16 protein-coding genes are annotated in these 17,385 nt (G+C 64.4%); 10 read left to right on the top strand and 6 right to left on the bottom strand.

Annotation, left to right across the window (positions count from 1 at the left end):
- Positions 1–330 precede the first annotated feature (330 nt).
- Both AC1DHX_RS08865 and AC1DHX_RS08860 read left to right on the top strand, forming a co-directional pair.
- Positions 331–1,026 (top strand): maleylpyruvate isomerase family mycothiol-dependent enzyme, encoded by a 696-nt coding sequence (locus tag AC1DHX_RS08865; RefSeq protein WP_476858366.1) that lies wholly within the window; start codon positions 331–333, stop codon positions 1,024–1,026.
- Between the two features lie 105 nt (positions 1,027–1,131).
- Positions 1,132–2,172, top strand: a complete 1,041-nt coding sequence (locus AC1DHX_RS08860; RefSeq protein WP_476856860.1) for a Gfo/Idh/MocA family protein — start codon at positions 1,132–1,134, stop codon at positions 2,170–2,172.
- A gap of 50 nt (positions 2,173–2,222) precedes the next feature.
- On the opposite strand, the gene AC1DHX_RS08855 is transcribed toward AC1DHX_RS08860, so the two are convergent.
- Positions 2,223–3,341 carry an aminotransferase class V-fold PLP-dependent enzyme gene (locus AC1DHX_RS08855; protein ID WP_476858365.1) on the bottom strand — a complete coding sequence of 373 codons (1,119 nt, stop codon included), beginning with the start codon at positions 3,339–3,341 and terminating at the stop codon, positions 2,223–2,225.
- 12 nt (positions 3,342–3,353) lie between these two features.
- On the bottom strand, positions 3,354–3,869 hold the full coding sequence (locus AC1DHX_RS08850) for a mycothiol transferase (RefSeq protein ID WP_476850062.1): 516 nt from the start codon (positions 3,867–3,869) through the stop codon (positions 3,354–3,356).
- Between the two features lie 203 nt (positions 3,870–4,072).
- Here AC1DHX_RS08850 and nicT point away from each other — a divergent pair, with 203 nt between their 5' ends.
- A complete protein-coding gene (nicT, locus tag AC1DHX_RS08845; RefSeq protein ID WP_476858364.1) occupies positions 4,073–5,182 on the top strand; it encodes a Nickel transporter NicT in 1,110 nt (369 codons plus the stop codon).
- Between the two features lie 22 nt (positions 5,183–5,204).
- Here nicT and AC1DHX_RS08840 read toward each other — a convergent pair whose 3' ends face one another.
- A complete protein-coding gene (locus AC1DHX_RS08840) occupies positions 5,205–6,263 on the bottom strand; it encodes a right-handed parallel beta-helix repeat-containing protein (protein WP_476899959.1) in 1,059 nt (352 codons plus the stop codon).
- A 383-nt stretch (positions 6,264–6,646) separates the two neighbouring features.
- On the opposite strand from AC1DHX_RS08840, the gene AC1DHX_RS08835 reads away from it, so the two are divergent.
- Positions 6,647–7,663 (top strand): alpha/beta fold hydrolase, encoded by a 1,017-nt coding sequence (locus AC1DHX_RS08835; RefSeq protein ID WP_476858362.1) that lies wholly within the window; start codon positions 6,647–6,649, stop codon positions 7,661–7,663.
- Between the two features lie 2 nt (positions 7,664–7,665).
- Here the strand turns inward: AC1DHX_RS08835 and AC1DHX_RS08830 are convergent, their stop codons facing one another.
- Entirely contained in the window at positions 7,666–8,166 is a 501-nt protein-coding gene (locus AC1DHX_RS08830; RefSeq protein WP_476858361.1) for a TetR/AcrR family transcriptional regulator, read from the bottom strand.
- A gap of 234 nt (positions 8,167–8,400) precedes the next feature.
- On the opposite strand from AC1DHX_RS08830, the gene AC1DHX_RS08825 reads away from it, so the two are divergent.
- The 6 genes from AC1DHX_RS08825 (at position 8,401) to AC1DHX_RS08800 (ending at position 15,154) form a co-directional block, all read left to right on the top strand.
- Complete coding sequence (locus AC1DHX_RS08825; protein WP_476858360.1) at positions 8,401–8,907, top strand: LURP-one-related/scramblase family protein; 507 nt, start codon at positions 8,401–8,403, stop codon at positions 8,905–8,907.
- A 14-nt stretch (positions 8,908–8,921) separates the two neighbouring features.
- Positions 8,922–11,141, top strand: a complete 2,220-nt coding sequence (locus tag AC1DHX_RS08820; protein WP_476899958.1) for a transglycosylase domain-containing protein — start codon at positions 8,922–8,924, stop codon at positions 11,139–11,141.
- A 131-nt stretch (positions 11,142–11,272) separates the two neighbouring features.
- A complete protein-coding gene (locus AC1DHX_RS08815) occupies positions 11,273–11,830 on the top strand; it encodes a hypothetical protein (protein WP_223916843.1) in 558 nt (185 codons plus the stop codon).
- A gap of 2 nt (positions 11,831–11,832) precedes the next feature.
- Entirely contained in the window at positions 11,833–12,381 is a 549-nt protein-coding gene (locus tag AC1DHX_RS08810) for a hypothetical protein (protein WP_476858358.1), read from the top strand.
- Positions 12,382–12,616: 235 nt separating this feature from the next.
- Entirely contained in the window at positions 12,617–13,945 is a 1,329-nt protein-coding gene (locus AC1DHX_RS08805; RefSeq protein WP_476858357.1) for a wax ester/triacylglycerol synthase domain-containing protein, read from the top strand.
- 522 nt (positions 13,946–14,467) lie between these two features.
- Positions 14,468–15,154 (top strand): TM2 domain-containing protein, encoded by a 687-nt coding sequence (locus tag AC1DHX_RS08800; protein ID WP_476858356.1) that lies wholly within the window; start codon positions 14,468–14,470, stop codon positions 15,152–15,154.
- 82 nt (positions 15,155–15,236) lie between these two features.
- Here AC1DHX_RS08800 and cls read toward each other — a convergent pair whose 3' ends face one another.
- Complete coding sequence (gene cls, locus AC1DHX_RS08795) at positions 15,237–16,703, bottom strand: cardiolipin synthase (protein ID WP_476858355.1); 1,467 nt, start codon at positions 16,701–16,703, stop codon at positions 15,237–15,239.
- A gap of 478 nt (positions 16,704–17,181) precedes the next feature.
- The gene (locus tag AC1DHX_RS08790) at positions 17,182–17,370 is read right to left on the bottom strand and encodes a hypothetical protein (protein ID WP_476858354.1); all 189 of its coding nucleotides are present in this window, start codon (positions 17,368–17,370) and stop codon (positions 17,182–17,184) included.
- Positions 17,371–17,385 lie beyond the last annotated feature (15 nt).

The following is a 17,385-nucleotide window of genomic DNA, read 5'->3' as shown; positions in this document are numbered from 1 at the left end:
ATTCGGTGCCCCACCCGTTGGTCCACCGCGTAGCCGACCCTGAAAATGGCCGGACAGCACCCGAGATTTTGCTTGATCATGCATGGCTGAGACCCGTTTCTAACCACTACATTGACTTTATTAACCCAGTACTTTGGAGCCTAGAAGCGGGGGGTATCGAGCGCGCGAGTGGAGGCTACTCGACTTTTCGGCGGCGATTCCCGTTTTCTTCCGAGTGCTACTTGCACCGTCCGCGGGCGCGCCCGAGTGCCTACTTGCCGGGCGCGCGGAATCGCCCCGGCACTCCGGCCCGGACCGCGGACTGCCCCGGCGGCGCGTTAGGCTCCTCCCATGTCGCCCGATCAATTCCTGGCCGAACTGGCCAACTCCCTGGACCACCTCGGCACGCTCGCCCGGCAGCCGCGGGACACTCTTGCCGGCGCCGTTCCGGCGTGCCCCACCTGGACGCTCGAGCAGCTCTTCGGGCATCTCGGCTCAATCGAGAGGTGGGCAGCCGGGGTGGTCCGGACGGGCACCTTTGTCCAGGAACCTGCACCGCCGGCCGAGGGCGCCGCGGCCTGGTTTCTCGCGGGCACCGCACCCTTCCTCGAGACGATGACGGGCCTTGATCCGGAGAGCGAATGCTGGACCTTTGGCCCGCCTCCGCGCACCGCCCGGTTCTGGCTTCGGCGGCAGGCCCACGAACATGCCATCCACCTGGTCGACGCCTGCCAGGCGCTTGGCCTGGAGATCCCCGCGCTGGCCGACAACTTCATGCTCGACGGTGTCGACGAGGTCCTGGCGATGTTCGCGCCGCGGCAGCTGCGACTGGACCGGATGCCGCCCCCGGACAAAGCTGTGACCTTCCAGGTGCCAGGGGCCGCCAGCTGGACACTGGGACCTGGCGCCGCCGTGGCCTTGATTTCCGCCCCGCTGCCGGTGATGTATCTGGGTCTTTGGGGTCGATCCAACCTGGCAGAGAACGCCGTCATTGAAGGTGACGCCGCCGCGGCCCTGCGTGTGCTTCGGGGTCCGCACACACCATGAGTTCCGGCATCGGGATTAGGATACGAACACGTCCCGCGAAGCCGTGGACGCTCCACGAGCCGCCCGATGCTTTCGTGACCGCATGTTCGAAGGGAACCCAAACGCATGTCAGAGCACGCCACACCCGGCACCGCAGGTCCCTCCACGCCGCGGGCCAGATGGGGAATTCTCGGCACCGGGTTCATCGCCGGGCTGCAAACGCCGGACCTGATCGACAACGGCTCAGTGGTCCAGGCTGTCGGCTCCAGGACCAGGGCATCCGCGACCGATTTCGCGGCCCGGTTTCAGATCCCCACGTCCTATGGAAGCTACGCGGATCTCGTGGCCGACCCGGACGTCGACGTTGTCTACGTTTCTACGCCGCACCCGTTCCACCACGAGAATGCGCTGTTGGCCCTGGACGCCGGTAAACACGTGCTGATCGAAAAGCCCTTCGCCATGAACGCCTGGCAGGCCCGGGAGATTGTGGAGCTCGCCGAGAGGAAGGGGCTGATCGCCCTTGAGGCCATGTGGACACGCTACCTTCCGCACATGGTCCGCATCCGTGAGCTGATTCGGTCCGGCGCCCTGGGCGAGGTCCGCACAGTGATCGCTGACCACAACCAGAATCTGCCCAAGGATCCGGCGCACCGCCTCAACGACCCGGCGCTGGGCGGCGGAGCGCTCCTGGACCTGGGCATCTACCCCGTCTCCTTCGCCTTCGACGTCTTCGGGGCGCCGACCGGGATCCGGGCAGCGGCCAGCATGACTGAAACCGGAGTTGACCGGCAGACCGCGATGATCTTCGAATACGGTGGCGGGCAGCAGGCCGTGCTGCACTGCGCGCTGGACACGGCAGGACCAAACCAGGCGTCGATCATCGGAACCGAAGGCCGGATCGAGATCCCGTCAGTCTGGTACACGCCGTCGGCCTTCACCAGGTACGACGCCGACGGAAACATCGTCGAGCGATTCGATGAACCCGTCACCGGCCGCGGCATGCAATACCAGGCGCGGGAAATGGAGCGGCTCATTGCGGCCGGCTCCATTGCCAACGACATCCTGCCGCCCCGGCAGAGCGTTCAGGTCATGGAGGCCATGGACGAAGTTCGGCGCCAGATCGGCCTCGCCTACGCCAGCGACGACAAGGACCACGGGCGCGAATAGTAACGGTGCTGGGGCGGCCCCAGTTTTCCGTGAGGAGGCACGGCCGACGCTCACCCTCGCCCGATCAGCCCGGCCACGCGATCGAGTTCTTCATCCAGATTGTAGAAATGTACCGCCAGCCGGATTCTGCCCTCCCGGACCGATGCCACCACGTTGGCCTGGCGGAACCGCGCCAGGACCGCCTCAGTGTCTGTCACCGGCACGGAGAAGATCGTGGAGCGGTGCTGCTCGGCGAACGGCCGGAACGCGGAGCCCTGCGCCGCCAGGGCCTGCTGAAGGTGAAGGGCGAGCCGGGCGTTGCGATCGAGCAAGGCCCCGATGCCAAACCTGCGGAAGATGCCGAGCGCCGCCTGCTCGGCCAGGGCGGGAAACCAGGCCAAGGAGGTGTCGAGCTTCGAGGCCGTGGGTGAGACGTCCATGGCCGGTCCGTAGAAGCTCTCGGCCGGGTTGCGCGCGGCCTTCCAGCCGGGACCGACGGGCTGGATCCGGTCAAGCAGTCCGCTGCGGACATAGAGGTAGCCCATGCCCCGGGACCCGAGCAGGAACTTGTGGCTCGCGGCGGCCAGGAAATCCACGCCGTCGCGCACCACATCCAGGGGCACCGCGCCCGCGGCCTGGCAGGCGTCGACGAAGAACCAGGCGCCGGAGCGGGCCGCGACCCGGCTGAGCGCGGCCAGGTCCGCCCGGTAGCCGTTGGCCGAATGGACGGCACTCACGGCGATCAGGCGGGTGCCGCCGTCGGCCGCCTGGCCAAATTCCTCGGCCGTCACGCCGTCCCCGCCCGGTGCCACGGCGCGGACCTCGTAACCGCGGTTCCGGAGCAGGAGCCAGGGGTAGTAGTTCGAGGCGAATTCGTTCCCGGCAACCACGACGTTCTCGCCGCGCTTCGCCGGCGGCAGGTTGGCGGCCACTATCCCGGCGGCGGAGCTCACGGCCGGGACGATCGCGATCTCCCCCGCCGTCGCCCCGACGATCTCCGCGAACATGGTGCGGGCCTCCTCCCCTGCCCGCTCGGCATCCATCCAGTCGAACCTGCCGGCGGACCATCGCTTGACGGCCAGCTCGTACGCCTCGCGGGCGGGTGCACAGCCGACGTTCATCGAGGCGGTGTTGAGATAGATGGTTTCCTGTAGCCCCGGGAAGAGTCCGCGAATTTCGGTCGCCTGCATGGCACGGACCGCCTAGCCGTGCCCGCGCGCGGAGTCCAGGCCCTTTGCGTAGGCCGCCTGCCCCACGTGCTGGAGGCAGTCGGCAATCGTGCTGACCAGCCGCACMCCRAGRGTGACGGGCGGGTCCCAGCGGGTATCGACGATGCGGTCGAAGTCGTCGTCGCCGAGGTGCTCCAGGAAATTCACGGTCTGCCGGTGGACGGCTTCGTAGTATTCGAGCAACAGTTCCGGCGGTGCCTGCACCGCGTCCACCTGGCCGCTCGTATGGCCGTAGCCGGTGTCCCGCTTGGAGAGCGGCAGGCCGAAGCGGGCGGCAAACCCCTCCGAGGTCCACACCTGGTCCAGGCCCGCGGCGGAGGCGACTTGCGCGTCCTCGACCCTGCTGAGGTGCCAGATGAGCCAGGCCATTGAATTCCCGTTGCCTCCGGTCCGTCGGAGCAGGGTGGCATCATCAACCCCGGCCAGGGCCGCGGCCACCGTCTCACGGATCCGGCCGAAGGCATCCAGCAGCAGTTCATTGGATTTCATCGAGTCCCCTCCCTGTGCATGATCGGAGTGCTTGCATGATCGGTGATCCCCATGCTTGCATGGAGGCCGCACCGGCGGATAGGGCCGGGCGTCGCCGTGTCAACGGCGCACGCGGAGACGATGACGGGGCAACACGGCCACGCGCAGTTCCGCAGTCCGCGAGGTCTTGGCAGCGGCGACCCCCGCGCCTACCCTTACGGATTATGAGCAACTTGTTGCCTGTAGCGCAGCCGGTTCGGGCGACGTCCAGTCGCTGGGAACGCCGGGACAAGTTCCATCTCGCCGGCATCACCGGCTTCGTCCTCCTGCTCAACGTGGTCGGCTGGAGTGTGCTGACCCTGGCCGTGGCTCCGCAGAACTTCGCGCTGGGCCGCTCCGGCGTGTACGGGGTGGGGCTGGGCGTTACCGCCTTTCTGCTGGGGGTGCGGCACGCGTTCGACGCCGACCACATCGCCGTCATCGACAACACCACCCGCAAGCTGGTCGGCGAGGGAAAGGCCGCGCTGGGGGTGGGCTTCTGGTTCTCGCTGGGCCATTCCACCGTGGTGTTCGGCGCGGCGCTGCTCCTGGCCCTCGGCGCGAGGGCCATGGCCGGCACCGTGCAGGACGGGGACTCGGCGCTGGTGCAGACGCTGGGACTGGTGGGAAGCGTCGTGGCTGGAACGTTCCTGATCCTGATCGGTCTGATGAACCTCGTCTCGGTGGTCGGCATCGCCCGGGTGTTCCGCGGGATGCGGACCGGGGAACTGGACGAGGCTGAGCTTGAGCACCAGCTCAACAACCGGGGCTTCCTGGCAAGGCTCCTCGGCGGAACCATCCGGCGGATCACCAAGCCATGGCACATCTATCCCGTCGGCCTGCTGATGGGCTTGGGATTCGACACCGCCTCCCAGGTAGCCCTGCTCGTGCTCGCCGCCGGTTCCGCGGCCTTCTCCCTGCCCTGGTACGCCATCCTGGTCCTCCCGGTGCTGTTTGCCGCCGGAATGAGCATTTTCGACACCGCCGACGGCGTGTTCATGTCCCGGGCTTATGGGTGGGCGTTCCTGAAGCCGGTCCGCAAGGTCTTCTACAACCTCACAGTCACGGTGCTCTCGGTGATTGTGGCGCTGGTGGTCGGTCTCACCGTGCTGCTTGGGCTCGTGGCAGACAAACTGGGACTCGAATCGGGGCCGGCGGCCGCCATCGGTTCGCTGGACCTCGAAAACGTCGGGTACATCGTCGTCGGACTCTTCGTCATCATCTGGCTGATCGCGCTCGCCGTCTGGAAATTTGGCCGGATCGAGCAGCGCTGGAGCCACGCCGGCACAAGCTGAGCGGATGCGGGCGCAACGTAGGTCAGCAGCTGGGCGAGTCGAACTCGTAGGCCCCCGAATCGGCAGCGGCCGTCCCGTTGCAGTCCCCGTCCTGGGGCACCGGACTTCCGGCGAGGTCGACGGCGGACAGGCTCGTTCCGGCGCGGTCGATGGCCGGGCTGGTGCCGGTCAGGCGGAGATCGGCCGGTGCGTTCACGAAGCGCGCAGACGCAGTGGTGGACGTGCTGTTCGGTACGAAGTTGACCGGGCCATTGAGGACGTTCTGGTTCTCGGTCCAACCGGAGCCGTTGATCCACAAGGAGTTCCTGACGCCCGCCAGGATGTTGCCGCGGATCACGGTCGATGCAGGGCAGCCCGCATGGCAGACAACGGCCTGGGACTGCGGCCCGTTCAGATACACGGTGTTGAATTCGAAGACTGTGCCGTTCGTCGGCCCGAAGGACGTCCCTGCACCGCGGGCGATCAAGCCCTTGGCCTGGGCACAGTTGGCACCACAGGTCGACCGGACCAGGTTGTAGCGGTAGGTGTTGCCGTCGGCCGTCCCGGAGGACCTTCCGATCTCGGAGAAGTTGTTGTTGTCCAAGGACACATTGTGATGGATGTAGTTCCGGCTGCCGTTGTAGATTTCGAAAGAACCGCCGTCGCGGGTGTAATCGTAGGAAAACGCAGTGGAGCCGCTGACCGTGTTGCCGGAAAGTTCGTTGTCGTTGCCGTTGATCAGCACGCCGGAAGCGCCCGAGTCGTCATTGCAGTTCACGGCCTGGGGTGTCCCGCAGTTCGTGCCCTGCGTCAGGACGTTCATGACGTTGTTGTTGGTCAGGACGTTGCCGGTGTATTTCCCGAAGTCAGACCCGGTCCCCGCCTTGATGCCAACAGCGTTGTTGGAGGCACTGGAATTCCGGACCGTATTGCGGTCGCCGGTGACGCTGATGCCCGCGTAGCCGCAGGAGACGCCCCGAAGTCCGTCAACGGTGGTGAAGTTGCCGTTGATCCTGATGCAGTTTCCAGACTTGCCGCCGGTAATCATCGGGGCATTGCCGGTCCCGTAGCCGGTCAAGGTGATGGGTGCGGCCTCGGGCACTGACGAAGTACGTAGTGCCCGCGGCCTGGGCCGGCGCCGGGAGGCCCACCGCCAACCAGCCGGCCGTCAGGATCAGGGTGGTTACGGCTGCGCGAACGGAGTTAATTCTCATGGCGATCCTCGCGGTTTGATGGTCAGAGGAGGAGAGCTCCGCGACCTTGAGTATGTCCGCTCCGGCTGCGGCCATGAGTCGAGACGCGGGCTTAGGTCATCCGCCGACCCTAGTGGGCGGGGGTTGTAAAAAGCTTGGGCATGATCAACCAGAGCTTTATCTCGAACAGCGCTGTATGATTTATTTGGTCAACAAAAGTGCCTGACCGGACCGGTCCCAGCGCGGAGACGTCGCACCGCCTACCTCAGTTCCTTCGTCCTGGAGTCTTGTCATGATGCCGCGCCCTACCCTCCCAGTCCTGGACAATCCGCCCCGCAAGCGTCGGTGGAGGCGGGGCCTGCGCATGGCGGGGGTGGTGGCGCTGAGCATTGCCGGCTTGCTCGCCGCCTCGACGTCGGCCAATCTCATCCTGGAACAGATCGAAAAGTCCCACACGGTCGCATACGGCGAAAAAGTTCACCTCAATGAGGGAATCATCAATGTCACCCGCACCGGCGAGACCGGGCCGACGGTCGTGCTGCTCAGTGGACTCGGGACCCCTGCCCCGGGGCTCGATTTTGCCCCCCTGGTCCGGGAAATGCGCGGCTTCCGAACAGTGGTTGTTGAGGGATTCGGCTACGGCTTAAGCGACATGACTGCCCGGCCAAGGACCGTTGAAAACATCGCCGAAGAACTTCATGAAGTGCTGTCAAAGCTCGGCATCAGGGCGCCCTACACTCTCATGGGCCACTCGATCGCCGGCTTTTCCACGCTGTACTACGCGAACAAGTATCCAGCGGAGGTCTCCGCCGTTATCGGCATCGACCCCACCGTCCCGGCCAGCAGGATGTCCATAGGCGGAACCACCAACCCCGCCGAGGCTCCTGCAGCGGACTACTGGTGGGCGCACGCACCGTCGACCACAGGCCTGGTCCGCTGGGCCACGGCGCTGGGTTTTGGAGAACCCGGCGGCGGCAGCTTCACGGCAGCAGAACGCCAACAAATGCGTCAGATAACGAGCTGGAACTTCGGCAACCCGGCAGTCACTGATGAAACTCTCCGGATGGGCGAGAATGCCGCCAAGCTCCAGGATCTCCGCTACCCCGACGCACTTCCGGTGCTCTACTTCCTGTCACAGGACACGATGAACCAGCAGCCGGACTGGTACGGCGCGCACGAACGGCAGCTGGCCAACGTACGGCGCCACCAGCTGGTGGTCCTTGGGGGCGAGCACTACCTGCACTGGACGCAGTCCAAGGCCATGGCAACGAAGATCACCGAGTTCCTGCGCCACGGCGGCACCCGGTAGATCTAGTGGAGAGACTTATCGGTCGGCAGGTCCGGCGGGACCAGGAGGGCCCGGATCGTTGACGGAAGGATCTTTGCCGCCGCGACCTCATCCAGTCGTTCCGCCCGGATTTCGGCCGCCGCGCTGTGGAGGATGGCGTAGAAGCAGGCGGCCTGCCACGTGAGGGAATGATCGGTACGGAAGATCCCCTCACTCCTGCCCTTTTCCAGCACCGACATCACCCTGGCCAGCGGCTTGTCGTGGTGAGCCCTGATTTGGTCGGCTGAGAGGTATGGTTCGGCCGCCGCCAAAAGCGCGTTGAATTGATGGAGGACCCGCCAGGATGACTGGATGATCTCCTGCAGGGAGTTCCAGGTGTCTTGCTCGATGTCTACAGCGGCGAGTTCGGCCTCGGCGCGGTCCATGGCCCTCTCGAACACCGCGCCAACCAGGTCCTTCCGGTCTGCGAAGTGGCCGTAGAGGGTCACCCTGCCCACCCCCGCAACCCGAGCAATTTCAGCCATGCTTGCACCGGGATTGTCACTGAGGCGTGTCAACGCGGCGTCAATGATGGCATCTTTGTTCCGGACGGCGTCTGCCCGCTTGGTGCGTTCTTTCTGCACTCCCGGCACCGGCCCTCCCAGCCCATTCAACTCCTCAAACAATGATGTTCAGGTTACCAGCGGGGACAGGTCAGCCGCCCGGACCATCCGGTTCGGGTGAGGTGCCGGCCGGCGGAGCGGTCCTATGGTCAGGGCATGGGACTATTGCGGCACCGGCATGACGAACCCATGGGCGAGCGGTTTCAGATGCGCGAGAAACTGCTGTCGATCGGGGACGACTTCTGGATCGAAGACAGCCACGGCCAACGCGCCTACAAGGTCAACGGCAAGGCGGTCCGAATCCGGGACACGTTCGTTTTGGAGGACGCCTCGGGAAACGAGGCGGCCCGCATCCAGGAGCGCAAGCTCTCGATCCGGGACAAGGTCGAAATCGAGCGCGGGGGCGACACCGCCGCGACGGTCCACAAGGCCCTGATAGGGCTCCGCGACCGCTTCTCGATCGACGTGAAGGACGGCCCTGACATGAAGGCGCACGGCAACATCGTCGACCACGAGTACGAGATCGAGCGCGACGGTCATACGGTCGCCACGATCTCCAAGAAGTGGTTCCGCGTGCGCGAGTCCTACGGCGTCGAAGTCGCGGGCGGCGAGGACGTCCCGCTCCTCCTGGCGATCACCGTCGCCATCGACTCTTTGACCTAGCCTGTCCAGGCAGCATGTCGCCCAGGAAAAGCACCGGATCCCTAGTAGCCACGACCCTGTGGAGGCTATTCGGGTTCCTGACGGCGAGCGCGGTGTGCGGCGTCCTGGCCGCCAGCCTTCTGGTGCCCACCGTGGCCGCGACCGGCGTCGCCGTCAGCGACTCGATCAAATTGTTCAACAGCCTCCCCTCGGAACTGACTGTTGATCCGCCGTCGGAATCGACCAGGGTGCTCACCGCCGACGGGAAAYCGATCGCCACCTTCTATGCTGAAAACCGCGTGAAGGTCCGGCTCGACCAAATGTCCCCGTACATCAAGGACGCGATCGTCGCGATCGAGGACCGGCGATTCTACGAACATGCCGGCATTGACCCCCAGGGGATTCTCCGGGCGCTGGTGTCCAACCTGACCAACGGCGGAAGGCAGGGTGCCTCCACCCTGACCCAGCAGTACGTCACCAACGTGCTCAATGAATCCCTCGTGTCGGCGGACAAGGGCGACCAGATTGTCCTCAACGGGCAAAAGAGCATGGCCGACAAGATCCGCGAGATGAGGCTCGCCGTCGAACTGGAGAAGAAATACACCAAGGACCAGATCCTGGAGGGGTACCTGAACATCGTGTTTTTCGCCCGGGACGCCTACGGCATCGAAGCTGCGTCCCGCTACTTCTTCAACACCACTGCCAAGGACCTCACCCTGCCACAGGCTGCCCTGCTGGCCGGCCTCGTGAACAGCCCCAGCTTCTATAATCCTGACGTCCATCCGGAAAACGCCGTCCAGCGGCGCAACCAGGTTCTCGCCAAGATGCTCAGCTATGGCGCCATCACCCAAGCGCAGCACGAAGCGGCCGTGGCCGCCCCGGTGGATCTCAAGATCACCCCCGGGAGGCAGGGATGCGCCGGCGCGGAAATGGCACCGTACTTCTGCGACTACGTCTCCCACCTCATTCTCAACAATCCGGCCTACGGCGCGGATATTGCCGAACGCGAGCGGAAGCTGTTCCGCGGCGGCCTGACCATCACCACCACCCTGGACAGCCGGCTCCAAGTGGCCGCGCAGGCGCAGGTCGATGCCACGGCCGGGGCCAACCCGGACAAGTGGGGCGCCGCGATGGTCTCCATCGCACCCGGCACCGGCAAGATCCTGGCGATGGCGCAAAACACCGTGTTTCTCCCGGCACCTGGCAAATTCGACACGCAACTGAACTTCAACGTCGATTCCAAGGACGCCAACGGCAACGACCTCAACGGCGCCGGCGGGTTCCAGCCCGGCTCCACCATGAAACCGTTCACGTTTGCCGAATGGCTCAACGAGGGCAAATCCCTTTCCGCCATGGTGGACGCGTCCCGGCGCTCCTATCCGCTCGGGTTCCGCTGGAGATCAAGCTGCGGCAGGGTGCTCGGGGCCTACAGCACCAGCCAGAAGAGCCTCGGCGCGGCGGACGACCTCCAGAACAACGACGCCGGGTACTACCGCCGCATGCGCGTGGACTACGGGCTGTATAACTCCATCAACACCGCCACCTTCGCCGAGGCCGCGCAACTCGACTTCTGCGGCATCCAGAAGATGGTCGATGCCGCCGGGCTCCACAGCGGCGTGGACAACGCCCAAATCAACATGCACCAGCTGGGCAATCTGCTGGGCGCCATTGGCGTGGCGCCTCTCCATCTGGCCAACGCGTTTGCCACCTTTGCCAACGACGGAACCTACTGCACGCCGATTGCCATTTCGGCAGTGAACGACGCGGCGGGACAGAAACTGCCGGCCGAGACCAGCTCCTGTCACAAGGCGATCAAGCCCGAGGTCGCCCGCGGAGTGAACGCCGTGCTGCAGGACGTGCTGAAACGCGGGTCCGGCGTTTACATCAAGCCCAAGGTCCAGGAGCGGTTCCCGGTCGCGGCCAAGACAGGCACGTCCAATACCAATGGCGCCACCTGGGTGGTGGGCTACACAAGCGGCCTCGCTACGGCTTCCTTCTTCGGCGACGCCCTGGAGGGCCAGAAGAGGCCCGGGCAGAACATCACCATCAACGGCAAGTTCTACAAGGCCATTGACGGCTACATGCTCGCCGGCCCGCAGTGGGCGAACTACATGCGACAGGTCGCCCGTTACTACCCCACCGCCCCCTTCCCGGCGCCGCCGGAGTCCATGACCCGGACGCCCTCCGCGAGCCGCACGCCCCCGACGACCCGCACGCCGTGCTTCCCCGGTGTTAGTGGTGCGTTGTGTCGCTGACACTGGCCCGAAATGCTCCGGATCCAAAACCGCACTCTATGCCAACGGGGCCCCGAGCCTCTATCCTCTTGCCATGGGAGACGGGGCCAATTTCCGGCGAGGGGAATCGCGCCACCGCGCGCGGGTGGCTCATGAATCCCGATAGCGCCCAGCCCCACGACAACTACGACGCGTTCCTGTCGAGGCTGGACGCCGCCACCAGCAGCCTGAGCACCCGGGCCGCGTCGCTGGACAAAGCACTGGCAGCCGTTTCCCTCCTCTTGGGACCATCTGAGTCCGCCGTCCGGAAATGGGAACGACGGCGCCATTACGTCGGTGAGCAGCTCGCCGTTCACTCCGGGTCCCCGCAGTCGTACACCGCGCTGTGCGAGCTCCACGTCGTGGCAGGAAAGATGGAATCAATGCTCCGCGGCCGTGTCCAGCGTGTCACCGAGAAGCTGGCGGTCATGCAAGGGCGTCGTGAGGCCATCGACAAGTCACTGCTGGAGCTTGAGCTGAGCAGAATTAAGCTGACGTCCTCCCGGATGCTGTCACAGGACCGCGAAAAGTTGAGCAGCATTTTTTCCGAAATCGCCGGCTCCACCGCGGCCAAAGGAGCCATTCCCGATATGGGGTTGCTGGGCGATCTCAAGGAAGCACGCGAGGCAATCATCCTGGCCGAAGCGCTCATGGAAGTGAAGGGGTACTAATCATGGAAATTTCACGGCGCGATCAGCCCCGGAAGGACATCGTCGCCCTCGTTCGCTGGTCAAAGAAACCGGGCGAAAACCCCGTCTTCAAGTTCATCATGTCGAGTATTTTGGGGCTGATTCTGTGCCTGTTCCTGATGATCTTTCTGCCCTTCCTCAGAAGTTTCGGTGCGCTGGTTTTGTTCACCCTCTTCTTCGCCGCGCTTCTGACGGTGCGCACGGTCATGGCCCAGCAGCGCTTCATGCGGGGGCTGACCAAGAGGATCAATGACACCCTCGCAGAGGTCACGAGCAGCCCGGGTGACCAATTGTCGGTCAGGCAGTTCCGGCACATGACCAAGACCGGCGARCAGCTTCCGCTCCTTGTCAGCGGCGTACCCGGGCTGAACCTGCATGTGGCCCGGGCGTCAACGCTGGAGAAACATGCCCCCGAGAAATGGGTTGCGGTGTTCACGGTTGTGCCTCCGGAGAACGGAACCGCCAGCTTCGACCGCCTGGTGGCGGCAGCAGTCAACGCCGGCCCCGGTACCATCAGCGCGAAAGCGTCCTAGCGGCGGGAGCCTGCCGCCGTCGTTGCTCCAAATCATCCAGCGCCGCTGGTGGCTCTTCGGCTATGGCGGGCAAGCGGGACGTTCTGCCCTAGCGTCTGGGCCCCAAAGACCCAACAGTGAGGACATGACGACCACGTCGGGTCGCAGGCTGTCTCTGCTCAGCAACTTGTGGGTTGCTGTTTTCTTCCCTCCCAGGAGTGCAGAGAATTCAGAGATCTGGTTCCGGGGACCGAAAATGACGCCAAGACAACATGTTGACCGGGTGAGCGCCGAGGACATGATGTCCCTGGACGCGGACATCGGCTCAGCGCCAATGCAAGTCGGGGCCATCCTCATGCTCAGCACGGACGGCAGCGACGATTCGGCACCCCTCCTGGAAGCACTGGCGCGTCGGCTCGGCGCTGTCCCCCGGCTGCGCCAGCGGCTGGTCTCTGTCCCCTTCGGCTGCGGGCGGCCCATTTGGGCGGATGATTCCGGCTTTGATCCGGCACACCATCTGGGCGTGATCGCCTGTCCGGCGCCCGTTGGTGAGGAAGCCGTGCTCAACATTGCAGCCGAAATGCTCGCTGCGCCGCTGTCCCGCGACCGTCCTCTCTGGTCAGCCAAGCTCATCACCGGCGTGAGCCAGGACCGGTCAGCGCTTGTTTTCGTTTTCCATCATGTCCTCACGGATGGAATTGGGGGTCTCGCGGTCCTGGAGGCCCTGGCAGCCGCGGAAGCCGGGTGGAACGGTCGCCGGGAGCCAGAGATTCCGTACTCGGCGCTGTACCTGGCCCTTGATGCTGCAAGGAGCCGATTCAACGCACTGGCCCGGCTGCCGGCCGCACTGCGGACCGCAGCCGCCGGAGCCTCCGAACTGCGGCAGACGGGCAAACCCCGGGCTGCCCGCACCTCACTCAACCGCCCGACAGGTCCGCAACGGACGCTTGCCGTCCTCCGCTGCGACATGGAGGCCGTCAGAGACGCCGCGCACATGCAGGGAGCGACCGTCAACGATCTCATCCTCACCGCCGTCGCTACCGCCCTGCACCGCCTGCTCCTGGCACGGGGCGAATATGTCGAAGAGTTCGTCATCTCTGTGCTGTTTTCGGCACGCCGCCACACGACAATCACCTATCTGGGGAACCGGAGCGGCATCATCCCGGTGACCGTTCCCGCGGTCGGTCCGGCCAAGGGCCGGGTGGCAACTGTTGCCGCAACGATGAGGAGTGTCAAGCAGCGGCCTCCCGGGGCCTCCACTGCAATCATCGGCCCCATATCCCGGGCCGCAGCGCACCTTGGCGCCTACCGCTTCGTCATAGACCACCAACACCTTGTCCATACATTCGTCACGAACCTGCGGGGGCCCGAACGCGCCCTGGCGATCGCGGGCAGGCCGGTAACCGGGATCATTCCACTCGGAGCGATCAGCGGTAACGTAACGGTTGCCTTTGCAGTCTTCTCCTACGCCGGCACGCTGACCATCACCACAATCGCCGATCCCGGGACTTGCCCGGACCTGACAGGACTGCGTGACGAACTTTCCAGCGCACTTGAAGCTCTGATGGTGACCGGGCCTTCATAAGCTTCGACCCGAGAATATCCGGTCATGAAGAGCCGACGGCTCGGCGCATTCTCCGCGGGTGGGATCCTAAGAGACTGACGGGGCGCTGGCTAACGGCGTATTTCCAGGCGTTTACGGACCTTTGTCCAAAAACCCGGACTGGCGCCATCGTGTGTCATCCGCCCGGTCCAGGGGCTCTTCGACGTGTCCCTCCGGTAGACATGCGCAACAGGAGCATTCCTGCTCACGAATGTCCGGCGGGCCGTCCAAGCTCAAGGTCATGCCCCGACCCTAATCGATGGACTGAGTGTCCTGCCCGCAACCGGGCCATAACTTTAGGCATTCGGGCCGCGCCCTCTTTGCCAGCTCGACTTCCTCACCAGCTGGAGTGCCACCGGAAAACGTCCGGCGGAACCGGCTGCGGCCACCGCAGCGACCATGCCTCCGGAACGCGAGTCGCAGGACGGACCGTGACGGTGCATGTCGCAAGCGCACACCGCATGACCGTGGACATCCGGACGTGGCTGTTCCAGAATCGGGAATGTGCCCATAACCGAGCAGTACGGGCTTGTCTTCGACGGTGACCTGCCGCCGATGCGTTCCCTGCGCACGGCGTGGCTGCTGTCATTGTTCCTGGGCTTCAGCGGCGCAGACAGGTTCTACCTCCACAAGCCGTTTACCGGCACCCTGAAGCTGTTGACGCTGGGCGGCGCCGGCATCTGGTGGCTCATTGACCTATTCCGGATCACCAATGAGTACGCTGCCGACGGGGCATCCATGCCGCTGGCCGGGACCAACTCCCTGCGACGCGGCCTGCGCCTGGCCTCGACTGTCCTGGTCGTCACGCTCGCCGGTGCGGTGGTCTGCGTCAGCGCCGCCCCCGTCACCAGGACTGTCAGCGCCACAGTTGCCGCGATGAACGCACTGCTGCATCCGGCCGCGCCGCCCCCGGTGAAAGAATGGGTCACCGTCGCGGAGGCCTCCGGCACAAAACTCCCGGGCCCACTCGTAACCCTCACCGGCAGGCTTCACATCGAGTACACCTTCACCGGGGCCGCCATTGCCTATCTCCAACCCGTGAAAGGACCGGCCCTCACCGTGCTGTCCCTGGCCAAGGCCGGCGCCGGGGCGATCGGCATCAGCCTGGCTCCGGGGACATACGCGCTGATAGTCAGCACCACCGGAGCCGTCTGGCACCTTACGGCCCAGGAATACCGGCCCTCCGGGTAGCACCGACTGAGCCTGAGCACGTCCGGGGGTTTCCGGGCCATGGCCTCGGTGTTTGCAGCGCCGTCGGCTCTGAGCCTGTTCCCTATTGAAGAGACGCGGTCAGGCGCGCCAGATTGTCGAATACTTTTTGGGCTACGGGCCGCCGGATCCAGTCCTCGAGCTGCAGCTCGCGGCTTTCCACGCGGTACCCGTCTTCGATCCCGCGAATTGCGTCCACAAAATCGCGCCCGTGCACAAGTACGGATACCTCCATGTTGAGGCTGAAGGAACGCACATCCATGTTGCTGGACCCAATCACCGCAACTTCCTCATCGATAGTGAAGTGCTTGGAGTGCAGCACCTTCGGCGCCCGGTAAAGGTAAATCCTGACGCCGGCGCGAAGCAGTGCTTCGTAGTACGAACGCTGCGCGTGATAGACCATGCTCTGGTCGCCGACCTCGGAAACAAAGAGCTCGACGCTTAGCCCCCGCGCAGCTGCCGTGACAATAGCCATGAGGATGGATTCGTCCGGGACAAAGTATGGACTGGTGATGCTGACGCGACGCTCAGCTTTGTGGATAAGCGTCGCGTAGAGCTTCAAATTGTTGTCGTTGTCGAAGCTGGGGCCACTGGGCAGGACTTGTGCGTCGATGAGTGCAGAATGATGGCTGACGCCTATGGCGCTGGAATCCAGTGGCAGGATCACACCCGTTTCGCTGTACCAATCTGTCGCGAAGACCGCATCCAGCTCCCGGACCACTGGTCCTTCAACGCGCATCATCAGTTCGTGCCACTGAAGCCCGCGCTTCAGGTTGCTCTTCGTGTCGTAGCTCGCGTCGATGAGGTTCTGGGACCCCGTGAATCCCACGCGGCCATCGACGACGCAGATCTTCCGGTGATTGCGCAGGTCCGGCCTCTGCCATTCGCCACGCCACGGCCGCACCGGCAGCATGGGGCGATATTCCGCCCCTATCTCCTGGAGGAACTCCAGGGTTTCTTTCCGGCCGGGGAACTTCAGGCCAGCCAGATGATCGGACAGAACCCGCACGTCAACGCCGCGCCGTCGTGCCCGGGCCAGCGACTGAAAATACGGCTCTGTCGTTGCGTCCAGCACGAGGATGTAAAACTCCACGTGCACATAACTGGTGGCCGAATCAATATCAGCGATCATGGCATCGAAAGCTCCGTTGTACTCGCCCAACAGGTTCGCACTGTTGCCCGAGACCATAGGGAGGGCCCCAAGGTTGCTGTTCAACACCACCGCCGAATGCAGCCATTCCGGCCAATCAAGGCCGCGGCTAATGAACGGGCTGCCTTCAGTCCGTGCCAGGACCAGAGCGTTGACTTCGCGCTGTTTGTCCCTGCGCGCCTTGGGCAGTTTCGAGTAACCAACGAAGAAATATGCGACGGCACCAAGGATCGGTATGAAAATTATGGCGAGCACCCAGGCAATGGCAGAGGATGGACGGCGATTCATCGACACCAGGACAGCTGCGACGGTCACGAGTAATATGTGGGCCGCCAGCAGGAGCAAGGCAAACGTTTCCGCGTCCTGGAAGAATCCGCGCACGGCTGCCTAAACGTACTTCAAGGCGCGAACGCCGTCAGACCAGCACCCGGCTCTTGGTTCCGTCAAAATATCCCAATAGTCTTCCCGGAAACTCATTTGCTTTTCCTGCTCTCAAAGATGCGTTCTCGTTTCCGGGACGGCCTGTCCCTCAGCCCTCTCTTTGGAGGGTATGACCATTGTTTGCATTAGGCCCGGCATGGGCCTCACCCGCTGCGGGTGAAATTCCGGAAATGCGTAGCGCGAGTTCCGAGTCGGGTTCGACCAGCTGGGCCCGCAGGCGACTGAAATCCCGGACCCGGTCCGCGGAATAGTCCGCCCGCCTGGCTGTAAGGATCTGCAACCCGTTCCGAGCCGCGGCAGGGCCCGTGGCTGCGCCCGAGGAGGCGTCGCCGTTCGCAGTGGCCGCCAAGTAGACGGGCACGGAAAGGAAAGGCAGGCACCCCACGGGTGCCTGCCTTTACCATCGCCCATGCCGCGCTCAGTGGCTCTTGCGTGCGTCCTGCAGGTGCCGGTCGAGCTTTTCTTCGGCTTCGCGGCGCCGCTGACCGATGATGCGCAGCTGCTGCGTGATCGGATTTCCGTAGCCATCAACGTCGCGGTGATGCGTGCCCTTCACGCGCTCGGGGCCGGAGGGCAAGGTCACCCGCGGTTCAGTATTTTCGCCCATACCGGGATGATCCCA

Source organism: Arthrobacter sp. 05N33_2, assembly GCF_056397425.1.
The sequence above is the reverse complement of the archived record's forward strand: the minus strand, read 5'-3'. Positions and strand labels throughout refer to the sequence as shown.